24 protein-coding genes are annotated in these 25476 nt (G+C 70.9%); 16 read left to right on the top strand and 8 right to left on the bottom strand.

From position 1 onward, the window contains the following. Positions 1-42: 42 nt before the first annotated feature. A complete protein-coding gene (gene hutC, locus D9R14_RS13970; protein ID WP_121624054.1) occupies positions 43-801 on the bottom strand; it encodes a histidine utilization transcriptional repressor HutC in 759 nt (252 codons plus the stop codon). Positions 802-815: 14 nt separating this feature from the next. Then, positions 816-2189, bottom strand: coding sequence for a formimidoylglutamate deiminase (locus D9R14_RS13965; protein ID WP_121623950.1), 1374 nt, complete (start codon positions 2187-2189; stop codon positions 816-818). A 110-nt stretch (positions 2190-2299) separates the two neighbouring features. Here D9R14_RS13965 and hutI point away from each other — a divergent pair, with 110 nt between their 5' ends. Genes hutI through D9R14_RS13940 form a run of 5 tightly spaced genes read left to right on the top strand, consistent with a single transcriptional unit; the run spans position 2300 to position 8175 of the window. Further along, positions 2300-3523, top strand: a complete 1224-nt coding sequence (gene hutI / locus D9R14_RS13960) for an imidazolonepropionase (RefSeq protein ID WP_210210853.1) — start codon at positions 2300-2302, stop codon at positions 3521-3523. Beyond that, entirely contained in the window at positions 3520-5055 is a 1536-nt protein-coding gene (hutH, locus tag D9R14_RS13955) for a histidine ammonia-lyase (RefSeq protein WP_121623949.1), read from the top strand. Before hutI ends, hutH begins: the two co-directional genes overlap by 4 nt. Position 5056: 1 nt before the next feature. Further along, positions 5057-5887, top strand: coding sequence for an N-formylglutamate deformylase (hutG, locus tag D9R14_RS13950; protein ID WP_245420808.1), 831 nt, complete (start codon positions 5057-5059; stop codon positions 5885-5887). A gap of 24 nt (positions 5888-5911) precedes the next feature. Then, the gene (gene hutU / locus D9R14_RS13945) at positions 5912-7579 is read left to right on the top strand and encodes a urocanate hydratase (RefSeq protein ID WP_121623947.1); all 1668 of its coding nucleotides are present in this window, start codon (positions 5912-5914) and stop codon (positions 7577-7579) included. 50 nt (positions 7580-7629) lie between these two features. Then, positions 7630-8175 (top strand): HutD/Ves family protein, encoded by a 546-nt coding sequence (locus D9R14_RS13940; RefSeq protein WP_342634787.1) that lies wholly within the window; start codon positions 7630-7632, stop codon positions 8173-8175. A gap of 57 nt (positions 8176-8232) precedes the next feature. Here D9R14_RS13940 and D9R14_RS13935 read toward each other — a convergent pair whose 3' ends face one another. Together D9R14_RS13935 and D9R14_RS13930 are read right to left on the bottom strand one after the other, a co-directional pair. After that, complete coding sequence (locus D9R14_RS13935) at positions 8233-9399, bottom strand: DUF2865 domain-containing protein (protein WP_121623946.1); 1167 nt, start codon at positions 9397-9399, stop codon at positions 8233-8235. A 228-nt stretch (positions 9400-9627) separates the two neighbouring features. Beyond that, positions 9628-10722: a TRAP transporter substrate-binding protein gene (locus D9R14_RS13930; protein ID WP_121623945.1), complete on the bottom strand. Its 1095-nt coding sequence runs from the start codon at positions 10720-10722 to the stop codon at positions 9628-9630. A gap of 230 nt (positions 10723-10952) precedes the next feature. Here D9R14_RS13930 and D9R14_RS13925 point away from each other — a divergent pair, with 230 nt between their 5' ends. Further along, complete coding sequence (locus tag D9R14_RS13925) at positions 10953-11489, top strand: CreA family protein (RefSeq protein ID WP_121623944.1); 537 nt, start codon at positions 10953-10955, stop codon at positions 11487-11489. A gap of 6 nt (positions 11490-11495) precedes the next feature. On the opposite strand, the gene D9R14_RS13920 is transcribed toward D9R14_RS13925, so the two are convergent. Beyond that, positions 11496-11855 (bottom strand): hypothetical protein, encoded by a 360-nt coding sequence (locus tag D9R14_RS13920; RefSeq protein ID WP_245420807.1) that lies wholly within the window; start codon positions 11853-11855, stop codon positions 11496-11498. A 541-nt stretch (positions 11856-12396) separates the two neighbouring features. Here D9R14_RS13920 and cysS point away from each other — a divergent pair. The 6 genes from cysS to D9R14_RS13890 all read left to right on the top strand — a co-directional run bounded on the left by cysS (position 12397) and on the right by D9R14_RS13890 (position 17119). Then, the gene (cysS, locus tag D9R14_RS13915; protein ID WP_121623942.1) at positions 12397-13776 is read left to right on the top strand and encodes a cysteine--tRNA ligase; all 1380 of its coding nucleotides are present in this window, start codon (positions 12397-12399) and stop codon (positions 13774-13776) included. Then, entirely contained in the window at positions 13773-14264 is a 492-nt protein-coding gene (locus D9R14_RS13910; protein ID WP_121623941.1) for a GNAT family N-acetyltransferase, read from the top strand. The genes cysS and D9R14_RS13910 overlap by 4 nt, the downstream gene beginning before the upstream one ends. Beyond that, the gene (locus D9R14_RS13905; RefSeq protein ID WP_121623940.1) at positions 14261-14656 is read left to right on the top strand and encodes an endonuclease domain-containing protein; all 396 of its coding nucleotides are present in this window, start codon (positions 14261-14263) and stop codon (positions 14654-14656) included. The genes D9R14_RS13910 and D9R14_RS13905 overlap by 4 nt, the downstream gene beginning before the upstream one ends. Positions 14657-14762: 106 nt before the next feature. After that, the gene (gene cimA, locus D9R14_RS13900) at positions 14763-16358 is read left to right on the top strand and encodes a citramalate synthase (RefSeq protein ID WP_121623939.1); all 1596 of its coding nucleotides are present in this window, start codon (positions 14763-14765) and stop codon (positions 16356-16358) included. 66 nt (positions 16359-16424) lie between these two features. Continuing rightward, positions 16425-16685 (top strand): type II toxin-antitoxin system prevent-host-death family antitoxin, encoded by a 261-nt coding sequence (locus tag D9R14_RS13895; protein WP_121623938.1) that lies wholly within the window; start codon positions 16425-16427, stop codon positions 16683-16685. Beyond that, positions 16682-17119, top strand: coding sequence for a type II toxin-antitoxin system PemK/MazF family toxin (locus tag D9R14_RS13890; protein WP_121623937.1), 438 nt, complete (start codon positions 16682-16684; stop codon positions 17117-17119). Before D9R14_RS13895 ends, D9R14_RS13890 begins: the two co-directional genes overlap by 4 nt. Before the next feature lie 38 nt (positions 17120-17157). Here D9R14_RS13890 and D9R14_RS13885 read toward each other — a convergent pair whose 3' ends face one another. Continuing rightward, positions 17158-17766, bottom strand: a complete 609-nt coding sequence (locus tag D9R14_RS13885) for an LOG family protein (protein ID WP_121624051.1) — start codon at positions 17764-17766, stop codon at positions 17158-17160. 129 nt (positions 17767-17895) lie between these two features. Between D9R14_RS13885 and D9R14_RS13880 the strand changes: the two genes are divergently transcribed. Continuing rightward, on the top strand, positions 17896-18273 hold the full coding sequence (locus D9R14_RS13880; RefSeq protein WP_245420806.1) for an ArsR/SmtB family transcription factor: 378 nt from the start codon (positions 17896-17898) through the stop codon (positions 18271-18273). Positions 18274-18280: 7 nt separating this feature from the next. Then, positions 18281-20233, top strand: coding sequence for an ABCB family ABC transporter ATP-binding protein/permease (locus tag D9R14_RS13875; protein WP_121623936.1), 1953 nt, complete (start codon positions 18281-18283; stop codon positions 20231-20233). A gap of 40 nt (positions 20234-20273) precedes the next feature. On the opposite strand, the gene D9R14_RS13870 is transcribed toward D9R14_RS13875, so the two are convergent. Then, positions 20274-21896: an APC family permease gene (locus tag D9R14_RS13870; protein WP_121623935.1), complete on the bottom strand. Its 1623-nt coding sequence runs from the start codon at positions 21894-21896 to the stop codon at positions 20274-20276. 250 nt (positions 21897-22146) lie between these two features. On the opposite strand from D9R14_RS13870, the gene D9R14_RS13865 reads away from it, so the two are divergent. Next, positions 22147-22515, top strand: a complete 369-nt coding sequence (locus D9R14_RS13865) for a DoxX family protein (protein WP_170168620.1) — start codon at positions 22147-22149, stop codon at positions 22513-22515. A 7-nt stretch (positions 22516-22522) separates the two neighbouring features. Here D9R14_RS13865 and D9R14_RS13860 read toward each other — a convergent pair whose 3' ends face one another. Next, positions 22523-23632 carry an anhydro-N-acetylmuramic acid kinase gene (locus D9R14_RS13860; protein WP_121623933.1) on the bottom strand — a complete coding sequence of 370 codons (1110 nt, stop codon included), beginning with the start codon at positions 23630-23632 and terminating at the stop codon, positions 22523-22525. A 122-nt stretch (positions 23633-23754) separates the two neighbouring features. On the opposite strand from D9R14_RS13860, the gene tyrS reads away from it, so the two are divergent. Then, positions 23755-25005 carry a tyrosine--tRNA ligase gene (gene tyrS / locus D9R14_RS13855; RefSeq protein WP_121623932.1) on the top strand — a complete coding sequence of 417 codons (1251 nt, stop codon included), beginning with the start codon at positions 23755-23757 and terminating at the stop codon, positions 25003-25005. Positions 25006-25476 lie beyond the last annotated feature (471 nt).

The following is a 25476-nucleotide window of genomic DNA, read 5'->3' as shown; positions in this document are numbered from 1 at the left end:
TCTCGCTTGTGTCGGTCCCGCGCGCCCGCGGCGCGGGCGGCCTCAGCCGCCGTTCGGCGTCTGGGCCGGCGTGAAGCGGGCGACGAGGTCGAACAGGTCGCCGCGGAAGGTCTGGCGCACGAGGGTGATGTTCTCGTCGCCGCGCCAGGTGCGGCGCACCAGTTCGAGGCAGGCGCTGCCGTCGGGGATGTCGAGCCGCTTCGCCATCTCGGGGAGGGCATTCACCGCGGCGATCTTGTGCTCGGCGGCGGTCCAGGGGACGTGGCCCACCAGCCAGGAACTGGGCGCCTGCCGGGCGAAGTCCACCGCCTCCGCCTCCGGCACGGCGGACAGGTTGATGAGCCGGTGCTCCAGCGCGAAGGGGCGGCTGCCGGCCATGTGGCGGCACTCGATTTCCAGCACCCGGCCGCGCGGGGCGAGCGCCCATTCGGCCGGCACCGACCGCGCGGCGGGGCGGCGCTCCTGGCGCAGCAGCTCGTAGCGGTAGGCCTCGCCGCGGGCGGTTACCTCGGCCTCGATGTCGGGGATCTGGAGGATCGCCGACTGGATGCGGGGGGCGGCGACGAACGAGCCGGCGCGCCGGCGCCGCTCGATCAGGCCGGCTGCGGCGAGTTCGGACACCACCTTGTTCACGGTCATCCGGGCGCAGCCATACTGCGCCATCAGTTCGTGCTCGTAGGGGATGCGGTGGCCCGGCCCCCATTCGCCCGAGAGGATCTTGGCCTCGATGTCGGCGCGGATGCGCCGGTTGAGGGTGGGGGCGCCCTTGCCCTCCGCCTCGCCGTCCGCCGCGCCTTCGATGTCGGCCGCCTCGCTCACGCCAGCAGTGTCTCCATGGTGCGGGCGAAGGCGCCGCGGATCGCGTCGCGCTCGTGGTGGATGCCGTTGGTCACACACTTTCGGCCGGCGCGCCAGACGCCGTCCACCGCGCCGCCGCGGGCAGCGAAGACGAGGCCGTCCAGCAGCGCGTCGCCTCTGCGGGCGAGAAGCGCGGGGTGGGCGGCATCCAAGGTGACGAAATCCGCCGGCGCGCCGATTGCGATGCCGGCCGCCGGGGCGCCGAGCGCCTGCGCCCCGCCCTGAAGCGCGCCCTCGAACACCGCCCGCCCGGTGGAGCCGCCGGCACCGGCCGCGAGCACGTTGCGGGCGCGGTGGAACAGGCGCTGGCCGTATTCGAGCGTGCGCAGTTCCTCCGCCGCATCGACGAGAACGTTGGAATCGGTGCCGACGCCGAAGCGCCCGCCGTGGGCCAGGAAGTCCGGCGCCGGAAACAGGCCGTCGCCGAGATTGGCCTCGGTGATGGGGCACAGCCCTGCCACCGCGCCGCTCAAGGCGAAGCGCGCCGTCTCGGCCCCGCTCATGTGGGTGGCGTGGATCAGGCACCAGCCCTCGTTCACCGGCGCGATGTCGAACAGGCGCTCCACCGGACGCCGGCCGCAGAAGGCGAGGCAGTCCTCCACCTCCTTCACCTGCTCGGCCACGTGAATGTGCACCGGCTCCCCTTCGGCCAGCGGCACGAGGGCGGCGATCTCCTCGGCGGTTGCGGCCCTCAGGCTGTGGGGGGCGAGGCCGACCACCGCATCATCGAGGTCCGCGACCGCCCGGCGGGCGGAGCCCATCAGCGCGGCGAAGCCCTCGAGGTCGTTGATGAAGCGCCGCTGGCCCTGTCCCGGCGGCAGGCCGCCGAAGCCGGAATGGGCGTAGAACACCGGCAGCAGGGTCAGCGCGATGCCGGTGCGCGCCGCCGCTGCGGCGATGCGATGGCTCAGCTCGCCCCGGTCGGCATAGGCCGAGCCGTCCGGCGCGTGATGCAGATAGTGGAATTCGCCGACGCGGGTGAAGCCCGCCTCCAGCATCTCCATGAAGGCGAGGGCGGCCACCGCCTCCACGTCCTGCGGGCCCATCCGGTCGACGAAGCGGTACATGGCCTCGCGCCAGGTCCAGAAGCTGTCCGCGCCCGGTCCGCGCACCTCGGTGAGGCCGGCCATGGCGCGCTGGAAGGCGTGGCTGTGCAGGTTCGGCAGGCCGGGAATGAGCGGGCCGTGCCGCTCGTCGTCGTTTGCGGGATCGGTGCCCGCCTCGACCGCCGCGATGCGCCCCGCAACGAGCCGCAGCCGCACGCGCTCTGCCCAGCCTTCCGGCAGCAGGGCGCTGGAGAACCACAGGCTGCGGGCGGCGGCAGACGGCATCGCTTCTCGGGCTCACGCGGGACTGGACAAGCGCGAAGGCGCGTATTTATGTATATACATTATTGGCGTCAGGGCCAATGGATTTCGGCGCGAAGGGGAGGCTCGGCGTAATGCCAACAGGGGCGGCGATCCGCTGCGACCGCATCTGGCGCAAGGCTCGCCTCGCCACGCTGGCGCCGGCGCGCGAGGGCCTCGGCCTGGTCGAGGACGGCCTGGTCGCCGCCCGCGACGGCGTCATCCTCTATGCCGGCCCGGCCGAGGAGGCGCCCGACTTCGACGCGCCGCTGATCGAGGACTGCGCCGGCCGCTGGATCACCCCCGGCCTCGTCGATTGCCACACCCACCTCGTCTATGGCGGCGACCGGGCGGACGAGTTCGAAAGGCGCCTGTCGGGCGTGCCCTATGAGGAGATCGCGCGGGCCGGCGGCGGCATCGTCTCCACCATGCGCGCGACCCGCGCGGCGAGCGAACAGGATCTGGTCGCGAGCGCGCTGCCGCGGCTCGACGCGCTGATCGCCGAGGGCGTCACCACCATCGAGATCAAGTCCGGCTATGGGCTGGAGCTTGGCGCCGAGATGCGCCAGCTCCGCGCCGCCCGCGCGCTCGGCGCGGCGCGGCCCATCACCGTCGCCACCACATTCCTGGGCGCCCACGCGCTGCCGCCGGAGGCGAACGGCGACAAGGACGCCTATGTGCGCCGCCTCATCGACGAGATGCTGCCGGCCATCGCCCGCGACGGGCTGGCGGACGCGGTCGACGCCTTCTGCGAGGGCATCGCCTTCTCGCCCGAGCAGGTGGCGCTCGTGTTCGCGGCGGCGCAGGCCCACGGCCTGCCGGTGAAGCTCCACGCCGACCAGCTTTCGAACCTTCACGGCGCCGCGCTCGCCGCCCGGTTCGGCGCGCTCTCGGCCGATCACCTGGAGCACACGGACGCGGCGGGCGTCGCCGCCATGGCGCAGGCGGGCACGGTCGCGGTGCTGCTGCCCGGCGCCTACTACTTCATCCGCGAGACCAAGGCGCCGCCGGTGGACCTGTTCCGCGCCGCCGGGGTGCCCATGGCGCTCGCCACCGACTGCAATCCCGGCACTTCGCCGCTGACCTCGCTGCTGCTCGCCATGAACATGGGCGCCACCTTGTTCCGCATGACCGTGGCCGAATGCCTCGCCGGGGTCACGCGCGAGGCGGCGCGGGCGCTCGGCATGGGCGACCGCATCGGCACGCTGGAGGCCGGCAAGGCCTGCGACCTCGCCATCTGGGACGTGGAGCGCCCGGCGGAGCTGGTGTACCGCATGGGGCTGAACCCGCTTCACGCGCGCATCCGGGGCGGGCGATGAGCCTCACCCTTATCCCCGGAGCCGTGCCGCTTTCGGCGTGGCGCGCGATCCATGCCGGCGCGGCCTTCGCGCTCGATCCCGCCTGCGCGGACGCTGTGGCGGCGGGGGCGAAGGCGGTCGAGGCCATCCTCGCCAAGGGCGCGCCGGTCTACGGCATCAATACCGGCTTCGGGAAGCTCGCCAGCGTGCGCATCGAGGCGGCCGACCTCGCGCGGCTCCAGCGCAACATCGTGCTCTCCCACGCCGCCGGCGTCGGCGAGGCCATGCCGGCCGACACGCTCCGCCTGATGCTGGCGCTGAAGATGGCGAGCCTCGCCCAGGGCGCTTCCGGCATCCGGCCGCAGACGCTGGCCTTCATGGCGGCGATGGCCGAGCGCGGGCTGATCCCCGTGGTTCCGGCGCAGGGCTCGGTGGGCGCCTCGGGCGACCTCGCGCCGCTGGCGCACATGGCGGCCGCCATGATCGGGGTCGGCGAATTTCTGGTGGAGGGCGAGCGCGTTCCGGCGGCCGAGGCGCTGGTGCGGGCCTCTCTCGTGCCGCTGGAGCTGGGTCCGAAGGAGGGCCTCGCGCTGCTCAACGGCACGCAATTCTCCACCGCCTGCGCGCTCGCCGGCCTGTTCGCCGCCGAGACCGCCTTCCGCGCGGCTTTGGTGACGGGCGCGCTTTCCACCGACGCCGCGCGCGGCTCGGACGCGCCGTTCGATCCGCGCATCCATGCCTTGCGCCGGCATCGCGGGCAGATCGAGACCGCTGCGGCGCTGCGGGTGCTCATGGCCGGCTCCGCCATCCGCGCCTCGCACCTCGTGGGCGACGAGCGGGTGCAGGACCCCTATTGCCTGCGCTGCCAGCCGCAGGTGATGGGCGCCGCGCTCGATTTGCTGCGCCAGGCGGCCGGCACGCTGGAGATCGAGGCGAACGGCGTCTCCGACAATCCGCTGATCTTCGCCGATACCGTCGAGGCGCTGTCCGGCGGAAACTTCCACGCCGAGCCGGTGGCGTTCGCCGCCGACCAGATCGCGCTCGCTCTGTGCGAGATCGGTTCGCTCGCCGAGCGGCGCATCGCCATGCTGGTGGACCCGGCGCTCTCCGGCCTGCCGGCCTTCCTCACGCCGAGCCCGGGGCTGAATTCCGGCTTCATGATCGCCCAGGTGACGGCGGCGGCGCTGGTGTCCGAGAACAAGCAGCGGGCCTATCCGGCGAGCGTCGATTCCATCCCCACCTCGGCCAACCAGGAAGACCACGTTTCCATGGCCGCCCACGGCGCGCGGCGGCTTTCTCCGATGGCGGAGAACCTCGCCGCGGTGGTCGCGATCGAGCTTCTGGCGGCGGGGCAGGGCTGCGACTTCCATGTCGGCCTCGCCTCCAGCCCGGCCTTGGAGCGGGTGCGCGCGCGGCTGCGCGCCGCCGTGCCCACCCTGGGCGAGGACCGGTATTTCCATCCCGACATCGCCGCCGCCGCCGGCCTCGTGCGCTCCGGCGCGCTGGCCGAGGCGGCGGGCGCCGATGCGCTGCCCTCCATCTGCGGAGACTGACGTGACCCCTTATCCCCATTGGATCAGCGTGACCCGCGGCACCGCCCCCCTGGTGGTGAGCCTGCCGCACACCGGCACCGACATTCCGGACGAGTTTCTGCCCGATCTCGTCTCCCTGGAACGCGCCCGCAAGGATGCGGACTGGTGGATCCACCTGCTCTACGACTTCGCCGCCGGCCTCGGCGCCACCGTGGTGCGCACGTCGATCTCGCGCACCGTGATCGACGTGAACCGCGACCCCTCGGGCGTCTCGCTCTATCCCGGCCAGCAGACCACCGAGCTGTGCCCCACCACCACCTTCGATGGCGAGCCGCTGTACCGCGAGGGCCGCGCCCCCGACGCCGCCGCCATCGCCGCCCGCAAGGCGGCCTATTTCGAGCCGTACCACGCGGTGCTCGCGGCCGAGATCGCAGCGGCGAAGGCGCGCCATGGGGTGATCGCGCTCTATGACTGCCACTCGATCCGCTCGGTGATTCCGCGCCTGTTCGAGGGCACGCTGCCGGAGTTCAACATCGGCACCAACAAGGGCGCGAGCTGCGACGGCGAGCTTGAATCAACCGTGCGCGACATCTGCGCCGGGAGCGGGCGGCCCTATGTGCTGAACGGGCGCTTCACCGGCGGCTACATCACCCGCCAGTACGGCCGGCCCGCCGAGGGCGTCCATGCGGTGCAGATGGAGCTCGCCTGCCGCGCTTACATGAGCGAGCCGCTGGGCTACGTCGCCGACGATGCGTGGCCGACGCCCTACGATCCCGCTTATGCCGCGCCGGTGCGCGCCACCCTCACGCAAATCCTCGAAGCCTGCCTCGCCTTCGCGCGGGCGCGGGCCTGACCCTCATCGCAGCAGGAACGAACCATGACGCGCATCGACAATGAGCGCCGCATCCGCGCCCCGCGCGGGACCGAGCTGTCGGCAAGAAGCTGGCTCACCGAGGCGCCGCTGCGCATGCTCATGAACAATCTCGACGCCGAGGTGGCCGAGAAGCCGGGGGAGCTGGTGGTTTATGGCGGCATCGGCCGGGCCGCCCGCGACTGGGAAAGCTTCGACCGCATCGCCGCGACCCTCAGGCGCCTGGAGGCGGACGAGACGCTGCTGGTGCAGTCCGGCAAGCCGGTGGGCGTGTTCCGCACCCATGCCGACGCGCCGCGGGTGCTGATCGCCAATTCCAACCTGGTGCCGCACTGGGCCAATTGGGACCACTTCAACGCCCTCGATAAGAAGGGCCTCATGATGTACGGTCAGATGACGGCCGGCTCCTGGATCTATATCGGCACCCAGGGCATCGTGCAGGGCACCTACGAGACCTTCGTCGAGATGGGCCGGCGCCATTATGGCGGCGACCTCTCCGGCCGCTGGATCCTCACCGCCGGGCTCGGCGGCATGGGCGGCGCGCAGCCGCTCGCGGCGGTGATGGCGGGGGCGAGCTGCCTCGCCATCGAGTGCCAGCCGAGCCGCATCGAGATGCGCCTGAAGACGCGCTACGTGGACGTGCTGGCGAAGGACCTCGACGAGGCGCTCGCCATGATCGAAAAGTCCTGCGCCGAGAAGACGCCGCTCTCCGTCGCCTTGCTCGGCAACGCCGCCGAGCTGCTGCCCGAGCTGGTGCGCCGCGGCATCCGCCCGGACGCCGTGACCGACCAGACCTCGGCCCACGATCCCGTCAACGGCTATCTGCCCGCCGGCTGGTCGCTCGCCGACTGGGAGCAGAAGCGCGCCGCCGATCCCAAGGCGGTGGAGAAGGCCGCCAAGGGTTCCATGGCGACCCATGTGCGCGCCATGCTGGACTTCTGGAAGCAGGGCGTCCCGGTGGTCGACTACGGCAACAACATCCGCCAGATGGCGCTGGAGGAGGGGGTGGCGGACGCCTTCGCCTTCCCCGGCTTCGTGCCGGCCTATATCCGCCCGCTGTTCTGCCGCGGTGTCGGCCCGTTCCGCTGGGCCGCGCTCTCGGGCGACCCGGAGGACATCTACCGCACCGATGCCAAGGTGAAGGAGCTTCTGCCCGACAACCGGCATCTGCACCACTGGCTCGACATGGCGCGCGAGCGCATCCAATTCCAGGGCCTGCCGGCGCGCATCTGCTGGGTGGGCCTCGGCGACCGGCACCGGCTCGGCCTCGCCTTCAACGAGATGGTGGCGAAGGGCGAACTGAAGGCGCCGGTGGTGATCGGCCGCGACCACCTCGATTCCGGCTCCGTCGCCTCGCCCAACCGCGAGACCGAGGCCATGCGCGACGGCTCGGACGCGGTGTCCGACTGGCCGCTGCTGAACGCGCTGCTGAACTGCGCCTCGGGCGCCACCTGGGTGTCGCTGCACCATGGCGGCGGGGTGGGCATGGGCTTCAGCCAGCACGCCGGCATGGTGATCGTCGCCGACGGCACGCCGGAGGCGGCGAAGCGCCTGGAGCGGGTGCTCTGGAACGACGCCGCCACAGGCGTCATGCGCCATGCGGATGCGGGCTATGAGGACGCCGTGGCCTGCGCGCGGGAAAAGCAGCTCGACCTGCCGGGCATCCTCGGGTGAGGGCGCCCGGGGACGTTCTGCGCATCATCCGCTCTGCCGAGGGCCGGCGCATGCCGTGGAAGAACGGCGGCGGCGAGACGGTGGAGATCGCCTGCTTTCCGGAGGGCGCGGGCCTGAACGACTTCGGCTGGCGGGTGAGCAGCGCGCGGGTGGCGGTGGCCGGCCCGTTCTCGCTGTTTCCGGGGGTGGACCGCACGCTCAGCGTGCTCACCGGCGACGGGCTGATGCTCGACTTCGCGGACGGCGCCGAGGTGCGGCTTGACCTTGCGTCGGCGCCCTATGCCTTCCCGGCGGACGTCCCGGTCGCGGGCACGCCCCTCGGCGGCCCGATCACCGACCTCAACGTGATGACCCGTCGCGGGATGTTCGCCCACCGGGTGACGCGGATGAGCGCGCCGGCCCGCCTCGCAGCCGGCGCGGGGGCGTTCGCGCTGGCCTTTGTCGCTGCGGGCGAGGCGCAGGTTCCGGCGCAGGACGGCCGCCCCGGTGCCGCGCTGGCATCCGGCGACGCGGCGCTGGTCACGGGCGGCGCCGCGATGCTCCTGCCGGGGCCCGAGGGATGCCGCCTTCTTCTGGTGGAGTTCGCGCCGGCTTGACGGGCTCGGCGGCGCTCCGGCTTCAGCTTTGGCGCGGCCGGGACTGCGAGCGCATTTCTATTGTTGGACCGGCACCGACTTGGCGCCGATATCGGCCGATTCCGCCGCCGTGGGCCGAGGCTGAACCGGCTGCGACGGCGGCAGCGGGATCACCCGCACCTGCCGCCGGCCGGGCTGTTCGGAGGCGGGGGCGAGCGGCGCCGTGGCGGTGGCGGCGAGCGAGGGGGCGTTGGGCTCGCCCGCCGGCTGCGGCGCCGCGCCGCGTGCCTTCGGATCGTTGAAGCGCGGCTGCGACATCTCGCGTGCCTGCTCTTCGGTGACGATGATGTCGCCCTTGCGCAGCGTGGTCTTGTCCTCCAGCCCGGCGAGCGCCTGCGCCCACGACTGGCCGGCCGGCTTGCAGGTGCAGGAGGCGACCAGCTCCTTGCGGTAGCGCAGCGCGTTCGGCAGCGACATGTAGGACTGGCCGGCCACATTGGTGGCGTTGCGGATGTCGTCGCCCGGAATGGTGAAGAGCTGGGTCTCCGACGCCGGACACAGACGCTGGCACAGCGCCTCGTCCTGGGCGAAGCGGCCGGGCGAGGAATAGTTCGCCATGGGGAAGAAATAGCCGTCGCAGGTGCGCACGCACACGGACTTGTAGCTTGAGGGCCGCGGCGTCTCCAGCGGCAGGACCTCAAGGTCGGTCGAGCCCTCGCCCGACTGGATCGGGCCGCCGAACAGCGCCTCGAAGAAGTTGCGCGGGCGCTGCTGCTGCTGTTGCGGCACCTGGCGCACCGCGGCGGCGTATTGCGGGCCGCAATTGTTCTGCGCGAGCGCGATGATGAGGGCGCGGCGCTGGCCCTGGTCGTCGCCGCCGGCGCGATCGCTGGCGGCGAGCTGGGAGCGCAGGCGCGAGATCTGGTCGGAGATCTGGTCGCACTGGGGCGGGCGCGGCGGCCCCTGGAAGATCAGGAAGCCGCGCGGCGCGTCGCAGCCCATGCTGTTGGCCTGGCGGGTGAGCTGGTCGAGATCGGAACGGATGCGCGCCGCCTGGTTCTGCTGCTGCGCGCGGGCACCGACGCCGCGGTCGAGCGCGACGAGCTGGGCTTCGAGCTGCTGGCAGATCGCGTTGGGCACCTGTGCCAGCGCCGGACCGGCCGCGCCCGCCACGAAAAGCAGCGCCATTCCGGCGCTGCGCGCCAGCATCCCGAGCCGCTCCACCACCGTCTCCGCTGCGCCCATTCTCAGTTCTCTTCCGTACGGCCCCCGCCATGCGCGCCGAAAGGCAGCGGCGCACAGCTTGGTTTCTATAACGCGGCGGCCTTGCCCAATGGTGACCAAAGTAAGGAATTGCACGCCCGGGGTGCGGTCTGACGTGGCCCGCTTGGGCGCGGCCCCCCTCCCCGCAATGGGGAGGGGTTTCCCGGCATCGGCATCGGGCGGGCGCGCGAAACGGTGTGCCGCCGCCGTTCAGCTCTTGCCGCGGGTGCGGATGTTGAAGCCGTCGAAGGCGTATTCGGCAATCTGCCACCACACCAATTGGTCGGCGCGGATCGCGTTCATGCTGTCGAGCGCCTGCTTGAAGGCGGGGTTGCCGGCGGCCAGCTCCGCATAGAGCTCCTGCGCCGCCTTGTAGCCCGCCTCCATGATGGGGGCGGGGAAGGGGCGCAGCTCCACGCCCTGCTGCACCAGGCGGCGCAGCGCCGGCGGGTTCACCGAATCGTACTTCGCCAGCATCCAGTTGTTGGCGGCCTCGGCGGCATTGCGCACGATCGCCTGGTAGTGCTTCGGCAGCGCCGCCCACTTCTGGGCATTGACCACCAGGTGCAGCATGGCGCCGCCCTCCCACCAGCCGGGATAGTAGTAGTATTTCGCCACCTTCACGAGGCCGAGCTTCTCGTCGTCATAGGGGCCGACGAACTCGGCCGCGTCGATGGAGCCGCGCTCCAGCGCCGGGAACACGTCGCCGGGGGCGATCTGCTGCGGCACCACGCCGAGCTTCGCCAGCACCTGGCCGCCGATGCCGCCGATGCGGAACTTCAGGCCCTTGAGATCGGCGACGTCGTTCAGCTCCTTGCGGAAGAAGCCGCCCATCTGGCAGCCCGAATTGCCCATGGGGATGGAGGTGACGTTGTACTTGGCGAGCACGCCGTTGATGATCTGCTCCCCGCCGCCGAAGAACCACCAGGAGTGCTGCTGGCGCGAGTTGAAGCCGAACGGCACGCCGGTGCCGAAGGCAAGCGTCGGGTCCTTGCCGGAATAGAAGTAGGTCGCGGTCTGGGCGCAGTCGACCGCGCCGGTGGAGACCGAATCGAGCGCCTGCAGGCCGGGCACGATCTCGCCCGCCGGGAAGGTCTGGATCTGGAACGCGCCGTCGGTCGCCTCGGCCACGAAGCGCGCGAACATCTGGGCGGTGCCGTAGATGGTGTCGAGCGAGCGCGGGAAGGAGGAGGTGAGGCGCCACTTCACCTGCGGCTGCGACTGGGCGATCGCCGGTGCGGCGAGGCCGCCGGTGGCGAGTGTGGCGGCGGAGGCGCCCACGAAGGCGCGGCGCGAGGGGACCATGGCGTCTCTCCTGGAGCGACCTTGTTCGCCGCCGTTCGGCCAGCGGCGCTTGAAGCGCGACCGGTGTCACGGCGCGCGCCGTCCGTCAATCGCCCGGCGCGCCCGCCACCCCCGCGCATGCCGAAGGCAGACCCCGGGCGTCTTCCCCTTTGCCCGGCGCAACCCCATATCTGGCGCCGACCGGGCGCGCATGGCGCCGGGCCGGGGACCGAGGGAGCGAAGGCGTGACGATGACGCGGATTTCAATCAGGGCCTGCCGTGCCGTGGCCGCCGCCGGCCTCCTGCTGATGGGCGCCGCCGCGCCGGCGCTGGCCCAGGAGCCGGACCTCATCTTCCGCAAGTCGACGGTGTGGAAGTTCCTCACCCCCGACGACAAGCTCGCGGTCTACGGCATCGACGACCCGGTGGTGGACGGCGTCGCCTGCCACTACACGACGCCCGAGAAGGGCGGCGTCTCCGGCATGTTCGGCGTGGCCGAGGAGACCTCCGACATCTCGCTCGCCTGCCGGCAGGTCGGGCCGATCTCGTTCAAGGGCAAGTTCGAGCAGGGCGACGTGGTGTTCCGCGAGAGCCGCTCCTTCTTCTTCAAGAAGATGCAGATCGTCCGCGGCTGCGACCCCAAGCGCAACGTGCTGGTCTACCTCGTCTATTCCGACAAGCTGATCGACGGCAGCCCGAAGAACTCCACCTCCTCGGTCCCGATCATGCCCTGGGGCGGTCAAGGCGAGGTGCCCAAATGCGCGGACTTCATCAAGAAGGGGTGGTGAGGGGCCCTACCGCGAGCAGGTGATCGCCACCACCGGCGGGCACAGCGGGCCGTGGCACGAGGGGCCGCCGGCGGAGCCGGAGGAGATCGGCGTCATGGCGTCGTTCGCCACCCGGCCGAAATCGATGGCGCGATCATACTGGTGGGCGCGGCACCAGGCGGTGGCGATGCGCTCGCCGCACGGCGCGCCGGTGGCCAGGCACGCGTCGATGCCGTAGCCGTCCGAGCTGTCGATCAGGAAGATGCGGGTTTCGGCGCGGGCCTCCGCCGACAGAGCGAGGAGCGCGACCAGCGCCGCCGCGAGGCTGCGCCAGAGGCGCGCCGCAGGCTTCGGCGCTACCGGCTTCGGCAAGGCGGATGTCGGCAAGGCGGATCTCGGCATGAGCGGGTTCATAGCCTTTCTGACGGTGTCGCCCGGCGTGTTGGCGTGGACGGAAGCCGCGAGGCATTCGCCCGGTGGGACGCGGCGGACGGCGCAGGCACCACGCTGGCGCGCCGATTCCAGCCATTGTGTGGCATCCGCCGTGGGGCACCCCGCCTTGGGGCATCCCGACGGGTGGCATCGCCGAAGGCCTCTCCCGCAAGAGGCCGGCCAGCGAACGCGCCGCGCGGCATACGCAGGGGTTGCGGCGCGGGTCAATGCGTCGCGCCCGCGCGGCGGGCGCCGTCCCGCGATGGGCGGCCGCACGCCCTTGTGAAATCCCTTGACGGGCGGCGCGGGCGGAACCATTGTCCCGCGCCATGCAAGGTTCTTTCACCATCGTCGGCGCCATTCTGCCGATTATCTGCGGCTAGCCCTCACGCTGGCCGTGGCCGTCCCTTGCTCATCTTGCTGATGCCTTGAGGATCTGGACGCCCGGCCGGTGGCGAGCGCGAGCACGCGCCGAACATGCGGAGCGGAGCGATCCATGGAGCTTAGGCTCTACAACACCCTGACGCGGTCGAAGGACCCCTTCCGCCCGATCGATCCGGCGCGGGTGCGCATGTATGTGTGCGGGCCCACCGTCTACGACCACGCCCATATCGGCAATGCGCGGCCGGTGATCGTGTTCGACGTGCTGTTCCGCCTGCTGCGCCGGCTCTACGGCGAGCGCGCCGTGACCTATGTGCGCAACATCACGGACGTGGACGACAAGATCAACGCCCGCGCCGCCGAGCGCGGCATCACCATCCGCGACCTGACCGAGGAGACCTACGCCTGGTTCCGCGAGGACGTGGCGGCGCTCGGCTGCCTGCCGCCCAGCGTCGAGCCGCGCGCCACCGAGCATATCGCCGAGATGCACCAGCTCATCGAGCGCCTCGTCGCCTCCGGGCATGCCTATGTGGCGCAGGAGCACGTGCTGTTCAATGTGCCCTCCATGCCGGACTACGGCCAGCTCTCGCGCCGCCCGCTCGACGAGATGATCGCCGGCGCGCGGGTCGACGTCGCCCCCTACAAGCGCGACGCCATGGACTTCGTGCTGTGGAAGCCGAGCACAGGCGACGCCCCCGGCTGGCCCTCGCCCGCCGGCATCGCCACCCCTGGCCGGCCCGGCTGGCACATCGAATGCTCGGCCATGAGCTGGAAGCATCTGGGCGAGACCTTCGACATCCATGGCGGCGGCATCGACCTGGTCTTCCCGCACCACGAGAACGAGATCGCCCAGTCGCGCTGCGCCTTCCACACCGGCGTGATGGCGCAGGTCTGGATGCACAACGGCTTCCTGATGCTGGAAGGCGAGAAGATGTCGAAGTCGCTCGGCAACTTCGTCACCATCCGCGAACTCATCGGCGAGTGGCCGGGCGAGGTGCTGCGCCTCGCCATGCTCTCCACCCACTATCGCCAGCCCATCAACTGGACCCGCCAGGGCCTCGGCTTCGCCGCCAAGACGCTGGACCGCTGGTACCGCGTCGTCGGCGACGTCGCGGCGGTGACGGGCGGCGAGAACCCGTTCGAGGCGGAGCTGGCCGAGCGGCTCGGCGACGACCTCAACACGCCCGCCGCCATCGCCCACCTGCACCAACTGGCCGACGTGGCGGAGAGCGACGCGCGCTCGGCCATGCTGTTCAAGGGCGCCGCCAACCTGCTCGGCCTGCTCGGCGATACCGAAACCGGGTGGCGCGCGCGGGCCAAGGCGGCCATTGCCGTGGACGAACAGGCGATCGAGAGCCTCATCGCCGAGCGCCTCGCCGCCCGCAAGGCCAAGGACTTCAAGCGCGCCGACCAGATCCGCGAGGAGCTGGCGGCGGGCGGCATCGTGCTGATGGACAACAAGGACGGCACCACCAGCTGGGAGATCGCGCGATGAGCGAGGCGGCGAAGATCGCGCTGCGGCCCTATCTGCCCGCCGATGCGCCGGTGCTGGCGGCGCTGTTCCGCGCCTCCGTCGCCGAGCTGACCGGCGAGGACTATGACGAGGAGCAGCAGGAGGCCTGGATGGCCGCCGCCGACGACGAGGCGGCGTTCGGAACCCGGCTCGCCGGCCTGCTCACCGTCGTGGCGCTCCGCGGCAGCGAACCGGTGGGCTTCGTCGCGCTGAAGGACAACGAGCACATCGAGCTGCTCTATGTGCGCCCGGACGCCGCCGGCACCGGCGTCGGCGCCGCGCTCGCCGGCGCCGTGGAGGCGCTCGCCAAGGCGCGTGGCAAGACCGCGCTGACGGTGGACGCGAGCGACACCGCGCTCGGCTTCTTCCAGCACCGCGGCTACGAGGCCCAGCGCCGCAACATGGTCCCCCGCGCCGACACCTGGCTCGGCAACACCAGCATGAAGAAGACCCTGGGGGAGGGGAGATGATGTCGGCCGCGCCGCAGGCTCCGGTTGCCCGCGCGCGCACCCTGCGCCGGAGCATGACCGACGCCGAGGCGCGGCTGTGGCGCCTGCTGCGGGATCGCCGGTTCGACGGCGCCAAGTTCCGCCGGCAGGTTCCCGCCGGACCCTATGTGGCGGACTTCCTGAGCTTCGGACACCGCCTCGTGGTGGAGGCGGACGGCGGGCAGCATGCGGGCGCGCTCCGCGATGCGGCACGGGACGCCTTCTTCCGCCGCAGCGGCTTCCGTGTGCTCCGCTTTTGGAACAACGATAACGCCTGCTGCCACACCTCCGGCTGCACCGGCCGACGCGCCGGGCGCCAACCCCTCTCCCCTTGCGGGAGAGGGTGGATCGCGGCGCAGCCGCGAGACGGGTGAGGGGGCGGGCGCCGCCTCAGCACCGATCGAGGCCGGCACCCGGCCTACCCATGACCCCCGACTCCACTCCCGCAACGGGAGAGGGGAGGAAAAAGAGCACGCTGCCATGGCCAAGGAACGCCTGTATCTGTTCGATACCACGCTGCGCGACGGCGCGCAGACCAACGGGGTCGACTTCACCGTCGCCGACAAGCTGAAGGTGATGGGCCTGCTGGACGGCCTCGGGGTGGACTACATCGAGGCCGGCTATCCCGGCGCCAACCCGACCGACAGCCAGTTGTTCGCGCAAAGCCACCCGGCGAAGGCGCGCGTCACGGCCTTCGGCATGACCAAGCGGCCCGGCCGCTCGGCGGCGAACGATCCCGGCGTCGCGGCGCTGCTGGAGGCGAAGGCGGATGCCATCTGCTTCGTCGCCAAGGCCTCCGCCTACCAGGTGCGGGTGGCGCTCGAATGCTCCCGGGAGGACAACCTCGATTCGATCCGCGACAGCGTGACGGCGGCGGTTGCCGCCGGGCGCGAGGCGCTGGTGGATTGCGAGCACTTCTTCGACGGCTTCAAGGAAGACCCGGACTTCGCGCTCGCCTGCGCCCGCACCGCCTTCGAGTCCGGCGCGCGCTGGGTGGTGCTGTGCGACACCAATGGCGGCACCCTGCCGCACGAGGTGGAGGAGATCGTGCGCAAGGTGGTGGCCGTGGTCCCCGGCGACCATGTGGGCATCCATGCCCATAACGACACCGAGCAGGCGGTGGCCAACTCGCTCGCCGCCGTGCGCGCCGGCGCGCGCCAGATCCAGGGCACGCTGAACGGCCTCGGCGAGCGCTGCGGCAATGCCAACCTCGTCTCGCTGATCCCGACGCTTTTGCTGAAGGCGGACTATGCCGACCGGTTCGAGATCGGCGTCGACCGCGAACGTCTCACCCATCTTGCCCAGGTCTCGCGCACCCTCGACGAGATGCTGAACCGGGCGCCGAACCGCCACGCCCCCTACGTCGGCGACAGCGCGTTCGCCACCAAGGCCGGCATCCACGCCTCGGCGATCCTCAAGGACCCCGCCACCTACGAGCACGTGCCGCCGGAATTGGTGGGCAACCGCCGCCGGGTGATGGTGTCCGACCAGGCGGGCAAGTCCAACGTTCTGTCCGAGCTGGAGCGGCTCGGCGTCGCGGTGGACAAGGGCGACCCGCGCGTCGCGCGCCTGCTGGACGAGGTGAAGAGCCGCGAGGCGCTGGGCTATTCCTACGAGGCGGCGGACGCCTCGTTCGCGCTGCTGGCGAAGCGCATGCTGGGCACGGTGCCCGACTTCTTCCGCGTCGAGCGCTTCAGCGTGAAGGTGGAGCGCCGCTTCAACGCCAAGGGCGAGATGACCACCGTCGCCGAGGCGATCGTGAAGGTGGAGGTGGACGGAGAGGTGCTGATCTCCGCCGCCGAGGGCAACGGCCCGGTGAACGCGCTCGACGTCGCCCTGCGCAAGGACCTCGGCAAGTACCAGCCGCTGATCGGCGGCCTGAAGCTGACCGACTACCGCGTGCGCATCCTCGACGGCGGCACCGAGGCCATCACCCGGGTGCTGATCGAGAGCGTGGACGAGACCGGCGACCGCTGGAGCACGGTGGGCGTCTCGCCGAACATCATCGACGCCTCGTTCCAGGCGCTGATCGATTCCATCACCTGGAAGCTGCTGAAGGAAGGCGCGCGGGCGTAAGCCTGAGGGGGGCAGTTTTGCGATGCCGCACGGTTTTCGCTATTCTGCACGGGAGGTCGCATCGCCATGAAGGTCTCCTCCGCCGAGTTTCAGCAGAATGTGGGGCGCTATCAGGACGCCGCGCAGCGGGAGCCGGTCGCCATCACCAAGGACGGCCGCCCGCATACCGTGCTGATGTCCGCAGCCCTGTTCGAGCTGGTGGTGAAGGGTCGCGTGGCACGGCGGGTCGAGGACCTGGACGCGCAGACGCTGGAGGCCATCGCCGCCGCCGAGGTGAGCGCCGATCATGCCGAGCTCGACGCCCTGCTCAAAGACTGGACGCCGTGAGCCTGCCGACGCCCCGTCCGGGTCTCGTCATCGGGTATTCCTATCTTTGGGCCACCGAGCACCGCGCCGGCCATGAGGAAGGGCGCAAGGCGCGCCCATGTGCCATCGTCGCCGCACGGCAGGTGATCGAGGGGCACGAAATCGTCACCGTCGTGCCCGTCACGCACACGCCGCCGGCCGATCCTCAGGACGCGGTGGAGATTCCTGCCGCGCTCAAGGCCTACCTCGGCCTGGATGAACAGCGCTCCTGGATCGTTGTGACCGAAACCAACGACTTCCTCTGGCCTGGCCCGGACCTGGCGCTGGTGTCGGGCAGCGCACCGGCACGCTTCCACTACGGAATGCTTCCGCCCCGCTTCTTCTCCCACGTTCGGGAGCAGATTCTGAAGGCCCATTCCCGCCGCCGCCTGGATCGCGTTCAGCGGACGGATTGATCCGGCGGGCAGGCTATGCGCGCCGTCCCGCGCGCGGCTCACATCTTCTCCGTCACCGCCTCGTCGGTGCCGCGCAGCGCCGCGTCGGGTATGCGGGCGGCGGCGGCCTGGAGCATGGGCAGGATCTCGTCCACGCTCTCGGCCACCAGCATGTCCACCGCATAGGGCGCGCGGATGAAGCCGGTGGCGCGCATGTGGTCCACCAGCGTCAGGAACGGGTCCCAGAAGCCGGCGATGTTGGCGAGGAGGACGGGCTTGCGGTGCTGGCCGAGCTGGGCCCAGGTGAGCTGCTCCACCAGTTCCTCCAGCGTGCCGACGCCGCCCGGCAGAGCGACGAAGGCATCGGCATGCTCGAACATCAGCCGCTTGCGCTCGTGCATGTCGTTGACCACCAGCATCTCGGCCTCGTGCGCGAACGCCCGCTCGCGCCGCACCAGGAAGCCGGGGATGATGCCCATGACCTTGCCGCCGGCGAGCGCGACGGCGCTCGCCACCTCGCCCATGAGGCCGATGCCGCCGCCGCCATAGACGAGGCGCACCCCGTGGTCCGCCAGGATGCGGCCGAACCGGCGCGCCTCCTCGGCGAACAGGGGATCGGAGCCGGGGGCGGAACCGCAATAGACGCAGACGCTTTGAATATGAGCCATGGCCTTGATTTGGTGATGAAGCTTCGGCGGCGCCACCATCGACGCCCGCCGCGACGAAATCGTGACGCGGTGGACAATCCAAGCCCCCGCCTTCAAAAAGTGCAATTCATCGGCTATCGGCGATGAACGATGGATGATCTCACCCGCGCCCGCCCCGAATCCAATTCCGCATCCTGCCCCGCGCCCATGACGGAGGGTGACGCCGAACGGCTTGCCGCCCGCCTGCGCGCGCTCGGCCATCCGGCGCGGCTCGCGGCGCTGCGGATGCTGGCGCGGCGGGACTGCTGCCCCTGCGGCGACATCGTGCGCGAGCTGCCGCTGGCGCAATCCACCGTCTCCGAGCACCTCAAGGTGCTGCTCGCCGCCGGCCTCGTCTCGGCCCGGCCGGACGGCCAGCGCACCCACTACCAGATCGACGCCGAGGAAGTGCGCCGCCTGAAAGGCGACCTCGACGCCTTCTTCGACCGCCTGCTCCCCGCGCCCCACGCGCGGGCGGAGCGCGACTAGGAACATCATGTCCCCGACCCCTTCTCCCGTCCGCGATCCCTCCCTTCCGCCGCCGCCCGGCTCGCGCCTCGCCGCGACCGTGCGCGCGCTGTGGCCCTATCTGTGGCCGGCCGACCGGCCGGACCTGAAGCGCCGCGTCCTCTTCACCTTCCTGCTGCTGTTCGCCGCCAAGGGCGCCACCATGGTGGTGCCGTTCGTGTTCAAGTGGGCCACCGACGCGCTTGCCGCCGAGGCGGACGGGCAGGGCGACGGCGCGACCATCGCCTACATCCTCGGCGCGCCGATCCTGCTCACGCTCGCCTACGGCCTCGCCCGCATCACCATGGCCGGCGTCACCCAGTTGCGCGACGGCCTGTTCGCGCGCGTGGCGCTGCATGCGGTGCGCAAGCTTGCGATGGTCACGTTCCGCCACATGCACCAGCTCTCGCTGCGCTTCCACCTGGAGCGGCGCACCGGCGGGCTCACCCGCATCCTGGAGCGGGCGCGCGACGGCATCGAGACCATCGTGCGCATGCTGGTGCTGCAGCTCGCGCCCACCATCGTCGAACTGGTGATGGTGCTGGTCGTGCTCTATTTCGCCTTCGACTGGCGCTATGCGGCGGTGGTGGCGGTGACGGTCGCGCTCTACACCGCCTTCACCTACAAGGCGAGCGAGTGGCGCATCGCCATCCGCCGCGAGATGAATGAGAGCGACACCGACGCCGCCTCCAAGGCGGTGGACAGCCTGCTCAACTACGAGACGGTGAAGTATTTCGGCGCCGAAAAGTGGGAGGCCGCCCGCTACGACCGCTCGGTGGCGCGCTACGAGAAGGCGACCGTCAGCACCTATACCTCGCTCGCCTGGCTCAATGCCGGGCAGGCGGTGATCTTCACCCTCGGCCTCACGGCGCTGATGGCGCTGTGCGTGATGGACATCCGCGCCGGGCGGCAGAGCGTCGGCTCGTTCGTCATGGTCAACGCCATGATGATCCAGTTCTACGTGCCGCTGAACTTCCTCGGCATGATCTACCGCGAGATCAAGCAGGCGATGGTGGACATCGAGGCCATGTTCGCCGTGCTGGCGCGCGATCCGGAGATCACCGACGCGCCGGGCGCGCCGGACCTCGTGGTCTCCGGCGGCACGGTGCGGTTCGAGGACGTGCGCTTCGCCTACGATCCGGAGCGCGAGATCCTGAAGGGCGTCACCTTCGAGGTGCCGGCGGGGCGCACGGTCGCCATCGTCGGGCCGTCCGGGGCGGGCAAGTCAACGCTCTCGCGCCTGCTGTTCCGGTTCTACGACATCTCCTCGGGCCGCATCACCATCGACGGGCAGGACATCCGCAAGGTGACGCAGGACAGCCTGCGCGCCGCCATCGGCATGGTGCCGCAGGACACGGTGCTGTTCAACGACACCATCGCCTACAACATCCGCTACGGAAGGGCCGGCGCCTCCGACGCCGAGGTGGAGGAGGCGGCGCGCCTCGCCCAGATCGACGGCTTCATCCGCTCCACCCCGCACGGCTTCAAGACCGAGGTGGGCGAGCGCGGCCTCAAGCTCTCCGGCGGCGAGAAGCAGCGGGTCGCCATCGCCCGCACCATCCTGAAGGCGCCGCCCATATTGGTGCTGGACGAAGCGACGAGCGCCCTCGACAGCCATACGGAAAGCGAAATCCAGACCGCGCTCGACCGGGTCTCGGAAGGCCGCACCACGCTGGTCATCGCCCACCGCCTGTCCACCGTGGTGGGGGCGGATGAGATCCTGGTTCTGGCCGAGGGCCGCGTCGCGGAGCGCGGCAGCCATGCGGCGCTGCTGGCCAAGGGCGGCCTCTATGCCGCGCTGTGGAACCGCCAGCGCGAGGCCGAGAGCGCGCAGGAGAAGCTGCGCGCCGCCGAGGAGGTGCTCGCCGCCACCAGCCGCGACCACGCCCTCCCGCGCGACGTGGACCCGGACCTGCGCGAGGATGCGCCCAGCGCGGCGTGAGCGTGCGAGCAGGCCGGGCCCGCGCGGCGCCGCGAGCGGTTCAGACGCGGACCTCGCCCGGCGTCGCCAGCGGGTCGATGGGCGCGTCGGCCGAAAGCGTCTCCAGCACCTGCTCCTCCCGCATGTAGCGGTCGAACGTCTCCTGCGGCAGGCGCGACTTGATCGCATAGACGAACACCAGCGCGGCGAGCAGCGCCAGGATCGCCATGTCCAGCCCGAACGGAATGATCCCGCGCCCGCCGAAGGCGCCGAGATAGGACACGATCGCGATGCCCAGGAGATAGGGCACGAGCCACAGCGCCTGCGTCACGTCGAGCTCGCGCGTCATGCGGGCGCGGGCGTTGACCAGGAACAGGGCGAGCCCGACCGCAAGGCAGATGCCGAGGCGCCATACCGTGTTCCACCCGCTCCAATAGATGATGAGCGTGGCCACCACGAAGGCCGCGAGCGCCACGAAGAAGACGCCGGGGATGCGCAGCGGCCGGGTGGCCTGCGGCAAAAGCGAGCGCAGCGCCACCACCGCCACCGGCCCCACCGCGAACGAGAGGATGATCGCCGCCGAGTTCAGCTGGACCACCTCGTCGAACGGCAGCAGCACGAAGGCCAGCACCGCGAATGCGAGATTGAGCAGCAGCGCCGCCAGCGGCACGCCGCGCGCCGAGATGCTGGCGAACAGCTTGGGGAAGAAGCCGTTCTCGGCCAGCGCGAAGGCGAGGCGGGCGTTGGAGCCGACCGCCACGAGGCCGCCGCCGAACGGGCCGATCACGGCGCCGAAATTGAGCAGGCTGACCAGCCAGAGCAGTCCCAGCGCGGCGGCGATCGCGCTGAGCGGTCCGAGCTCGCCGGGAAGGGCCAGCGCGCCCCAGCCCTTGGCAAGGTCGCCGGGGGCGAGCGCGCCGGTGAACGCGAACTGCAGCCCGCCATAGATCAGGAAGCAGATGAGCACCGACAGGACCAGAGCGAGCGGGACGGTGCGGCCGGGATTCTTCACCTCGCCCGCCATGTCGATGGCGTGGCGGAAGCCGATATAGGAGAAGATCACGCCGCCCGACGAGATGGCGCCGAGGATGCCGGCAAGGCCCATGGGGGCGAACCCGCCGTGCGCGGTGAAGTTCGCGGTCTCGAAGCGCGAGGCGAGGAACAGGGCGATCACCAGCATCGGGATGGCGAGCTTGGCCCAGGTGATGGTGGTGTTCACATAGGCGAAGAACTTCACGCCGAAGGCATTGATGACGGTGAACAGCGCGAGCAGGCCGCCGGCGAGGGCGACGCCGCCCCAGGAGAGGGTGCCGCTGCCCGGCGCCGTGTAGAGCCAGTCCAGATGCGGCGCCAGATAGCGCAGCATGGCCTCCACCTCGATGGGCGCGGTGGTGGAATAGCCCACCCAGCCGCTCCACCCCATGGCCATGGAGACCACGTTGCCGTGGCTGAACTGGGGGACGCGGGCGATGCCGCCGGGCACCGGCAGCATGGCGGAAATCTCCGCGAAGGTGAGCGCCAGCAGCAGCATGGCGATGCCGCCGAGCACCCAGGCGACGAGCGCCGCCGGTCCGGCATGCTGGGCCGCGAGGAGCGGCGCGAACAGCCAGCCCGAGCCGATGATGGCGCTGACGGAGACGAAGGTGAGACCGATGAGGCCGATCTCACGGTGCAATTTGCCCATGGGTGCCCTCGAAGCGCCGCCGTCGGCTTACCCTAGGAGGCGCAGCGGCGCCGTGCATCAACTTTCGTCTAAGCTTGCGGTGTCATGATATGGTTTCCACCGCGTGCTTCTGGATCACGCCGCCTTGGGCGGGCGCAATCCGCTATGCGTCGCTCCCGCCGGCGGCTTCCGCCATGGTATTGGCTGACCGCGAGCTTGACGCTAGGCGTCCGGCCGGGAAGCGCGGGAGGAGATGCGGATGGAGGGGGCCTTGGATCTCGCAGGCTGGGGCGTGGTCGCCGGCCGGGTGCTGCTGGGCAGCCTGTTCCTCATCGGCGGCATCCACCACGCCTTCATCTTCGAACAGGTGGCGAAGATGATGGAGGCCAACGGCATCCGCCAGGCGCGCATCCTGCTCGCCATCGCCAGCGTTTTCCAGGTCGCGGCCGCCGCCTGCCTGATGGCCGGCATCCTCGTCGCGCCCGCAGCCCTCGGCCTTGCGGGCTTCACCGTGGTCGCCAGCGTGCTGATGCTCGACTTCTGGAATTCCAGCGGGCCGGAGCGCGACGGCAAGCTCCGGCAGATCCAGTCGAACCTCTCCATCCTCGGCGGGCTCGTGCTCGCCGCCGCCACCGCCTGAGGCCGCGTCAGGGGCGGAACACCACGCCGCCGCTCAGGGGCGCGGGCGCGCCCGTGGTGGTGGGGAAGGTGAGCGGCAGCCCCCTGAGCGCCCGCACGGCGAGGAAGGCGAAGGCCTCCGCCTCCAGCGCGTCGGACGACCAGCCCACCTGATCCGCCGTCAGCACCTCGGCCTGAAGCCGCGCCGCCAGCATGGCGCGCAGCGTGGCATTGCGCGCGCCGCCGCCCGCGACGATCCAGCGCTTCGGCGGCGCCGGCAGAAGCGGCACGATGGCGGCCACGCTCGCGGCGGTGAGGGCGTTAAGGGTCGCGGCGCCGTCCTCCAGCGACAGGCCGGCAAGCCCGAGGCGCGCCGTGGCGATCTCGCGGAAGGCGTTGCGGTCCAGCGACTTGGGCGGCGGCGCGGCGAAGAAGGGGTGCGCCAGCACCCGGGCCACCGCCTCGTCGTCCGCCGTGCCGCGTGCGGCGATGGCGCCGCCATCGTCGAAGGGAAGGCCGGCGCGGGCCAGCAGGAAGTCGTCCAGCAGCGCGTTGCCCGGCCCGGTGTCGCACGCGACGGGGTCCGTTTCGCCGTCGAGGAAGGTGACGTTGGAGACCCCGCCCACATTGAGCACCGCCAGCGGCCGCGGGCCATTAAGGCCGCGCGCCAGCGCCCGGTGATAGGCGGGCACCAGGGGCGCGCCCTGGCCGCCGGCCTCAACGTCCGCCGCCCGCATGTCGGCCACCACGGGAATGGCGAGCCGCCGCGCCAGCGCCGCGCCGAGGCCGAGCTGCACGGTGAGGCGCGCGTCGGGGCGGTGGATCACCGTCTGGCCATGGAAGCCCACCACGGCGATGTCGGAGGGCGCGAGGCGCAGGCTCGCCAGCAGCGCCTCGACCGCGGCCGCGTTGAGATCGGTGATGCGCGCCTCCGCGGCGGCGAGCCGGCCCGGCCGGTCGGTGCGGCCATTGACGCCGCGCGCATCCTCCACCGCGCCGGCCAGCAGCGCCCGCGTCGCGCCATCGAACGGGACGGCGAGGGAGGGGCCGCGCCAGAAGACGGCCTCGCCGTCGGTCTCCAGCAGCGCCACGTCCACCCCGTCCATGGAGGTGCCGCTCATGAGCCCGATCGCACGCATGCCTGTTCCCTGCCTCCCCATCCCCGGTTGCCCATCCCTGCCTCCCAATGTCGCAAAGCAGGCGGGGACCTGCTAAACCACCGCTCCTTCCGCCCGTCCTCCGCCAGACCGACAGAATTGCGATGACCAGCCCCGCCTTCCGCTCCGACTTCCTGAACACGCTCTCCGAGCGCGGCTACATCCACCAGTGCTCGGACCTTGAGCGCCTCGACGCCAAGGCGGCGGAAGGCCCCATCACCGCTTATATCGGCTTCGACGCCACCGCATCGAGCCTGCATGCGGGGCATCTGCTCTCCATCATGATGCTGCGCACCTTGCAGCGCACCGGCCACCGGCCGATCGCGCTGATGGGCGGCGGCACCACCAAGATCGGCGACCCGTCCGGCAAGGACGAGGCGCGCCGGATGCTGAGCGACCAGCAGATCGAGGACAATATCGCCTCGATCCGCAAGGTGTTCGCGCGCTTCCTGGATTTCGAGCACGGCGCGGTGATGGAGAACAACGCGTCCTGGCTGGACGAGCTGAAATACATCCCGCTCCTGCGCGAGGTGGGCCCGCACTTCACCATCAACCGCATGCTCACCTTCGATTCGGTGAAGCTGCGCCTGGAGCGCGAGCAGCCGCTCACCTTCCTCGAATTCAACTACATGATCCTGCAGGCCTACGACTTCGTGGAGCTCAACAAGCGCCACGGCTGCATCCTGCAGATGGGCGGCTCGGACCAGTGGGGCAACATCGTCAACGGCATGGAACTGGGCCGGCGCATGCGCGGCGCCGAGCTGTTCGCGCTGACGACGCCGCTGCTCACCACCTCGTCCGGCGCCAAGATGGGCAAGACCGCCGGCGGCGCCGTGTGGCTCGATGCCGACCTGCTCTCGCCTTACGAATACTGGCAGTACTGGCGCAATGCCGGCGACGCGGACGTGGAGCGCTTCTTGAAGCTCTTCACCGAGCTGCCGCTTGACGAGATCGCCCGGCTCGCGGCGCTTCAGGGCCAGGAGATCAACATCGCCAAGGAGGTGCTCGCCACCGAGGCGACCGCGCTCCTGCACGGCCGCGAGGCTGCGGACAAGGCGAAGGAGACCGCCCGCACCACCTTCGCCGAGGGCGCGCTCGCCGTGGACCTGCCGACCGTGGAGCTGCCCCGTGCGAAGCTGGAGGCGGGTCTCCCCGTCGCCAACGCGTTCGTGGATGCCGGCCTCGTTGCCTCCACCAGCGAGGCGCGGCGCCAGATCAAGGGCGGCGGGCTCCGGGTGAACGATCAGGCGGTGGCGGACGAGAAGGCCGCGCTGTCCCTAGCTGACCTGACGCCGGAGGGCGTCGTCAAGCTCTCGCTCGGCAAGAAGAAGCACGTGCTGCTCAAGCCGGCGTAAGGGCAGGGGATCGTCCGCAGCATTTGGGGTGGAGGCTTCCCCTCCCCGTTGTGGGGAGGGGAAGGGCAGGGGGTGTTCCGGCGCCCCCGATCCGCCGCCCCCCACCCCGCCGCGGTTTTACCCCCACCCCCTCGCCCCTCCCCACAAGGGGGAGGGGAGACGTTCCCCGGCTTGCGAGGTCTCGGCAGACGGCGAAGGGTCACGGCAAAAGAAAAGGCGGTCGGACCGAGGGTCCGACCGCCTTCTTTATTCGTGCCGCCCGAGCAAGCCGGCTGCTGCCGGCTTGCGTTGCCCGAAAGAGCCGGGCGGCGTCAGAACGTTCCTCTAGCTCAGAAGTCCATGCCGCCGCCCGAGCAAGCCGGCTGCTGCCGGCTTGCGTTGCCCGAAAGAGCCGGGCGGCGTCAGAACGTTCCTCTAGCTCAGAAGTCCATGCCGCCGCCCGAGCAAGCCGGCTGCTGCCGGCTTGCGTTG

It is taken from the genome of Xanthobacter tagetidis, from assembly GCF_003667445.1.
Lineage (GTDB): Bacteria > Pseudomonadota > Alphaproteobacteria > Rhizobiales > Xanthobacteraceae > Xanthobacter > Xanthobacter tagetidis.
This window is presented reverse-complemented; position numbering and strand designations above follow the sequence as displayed.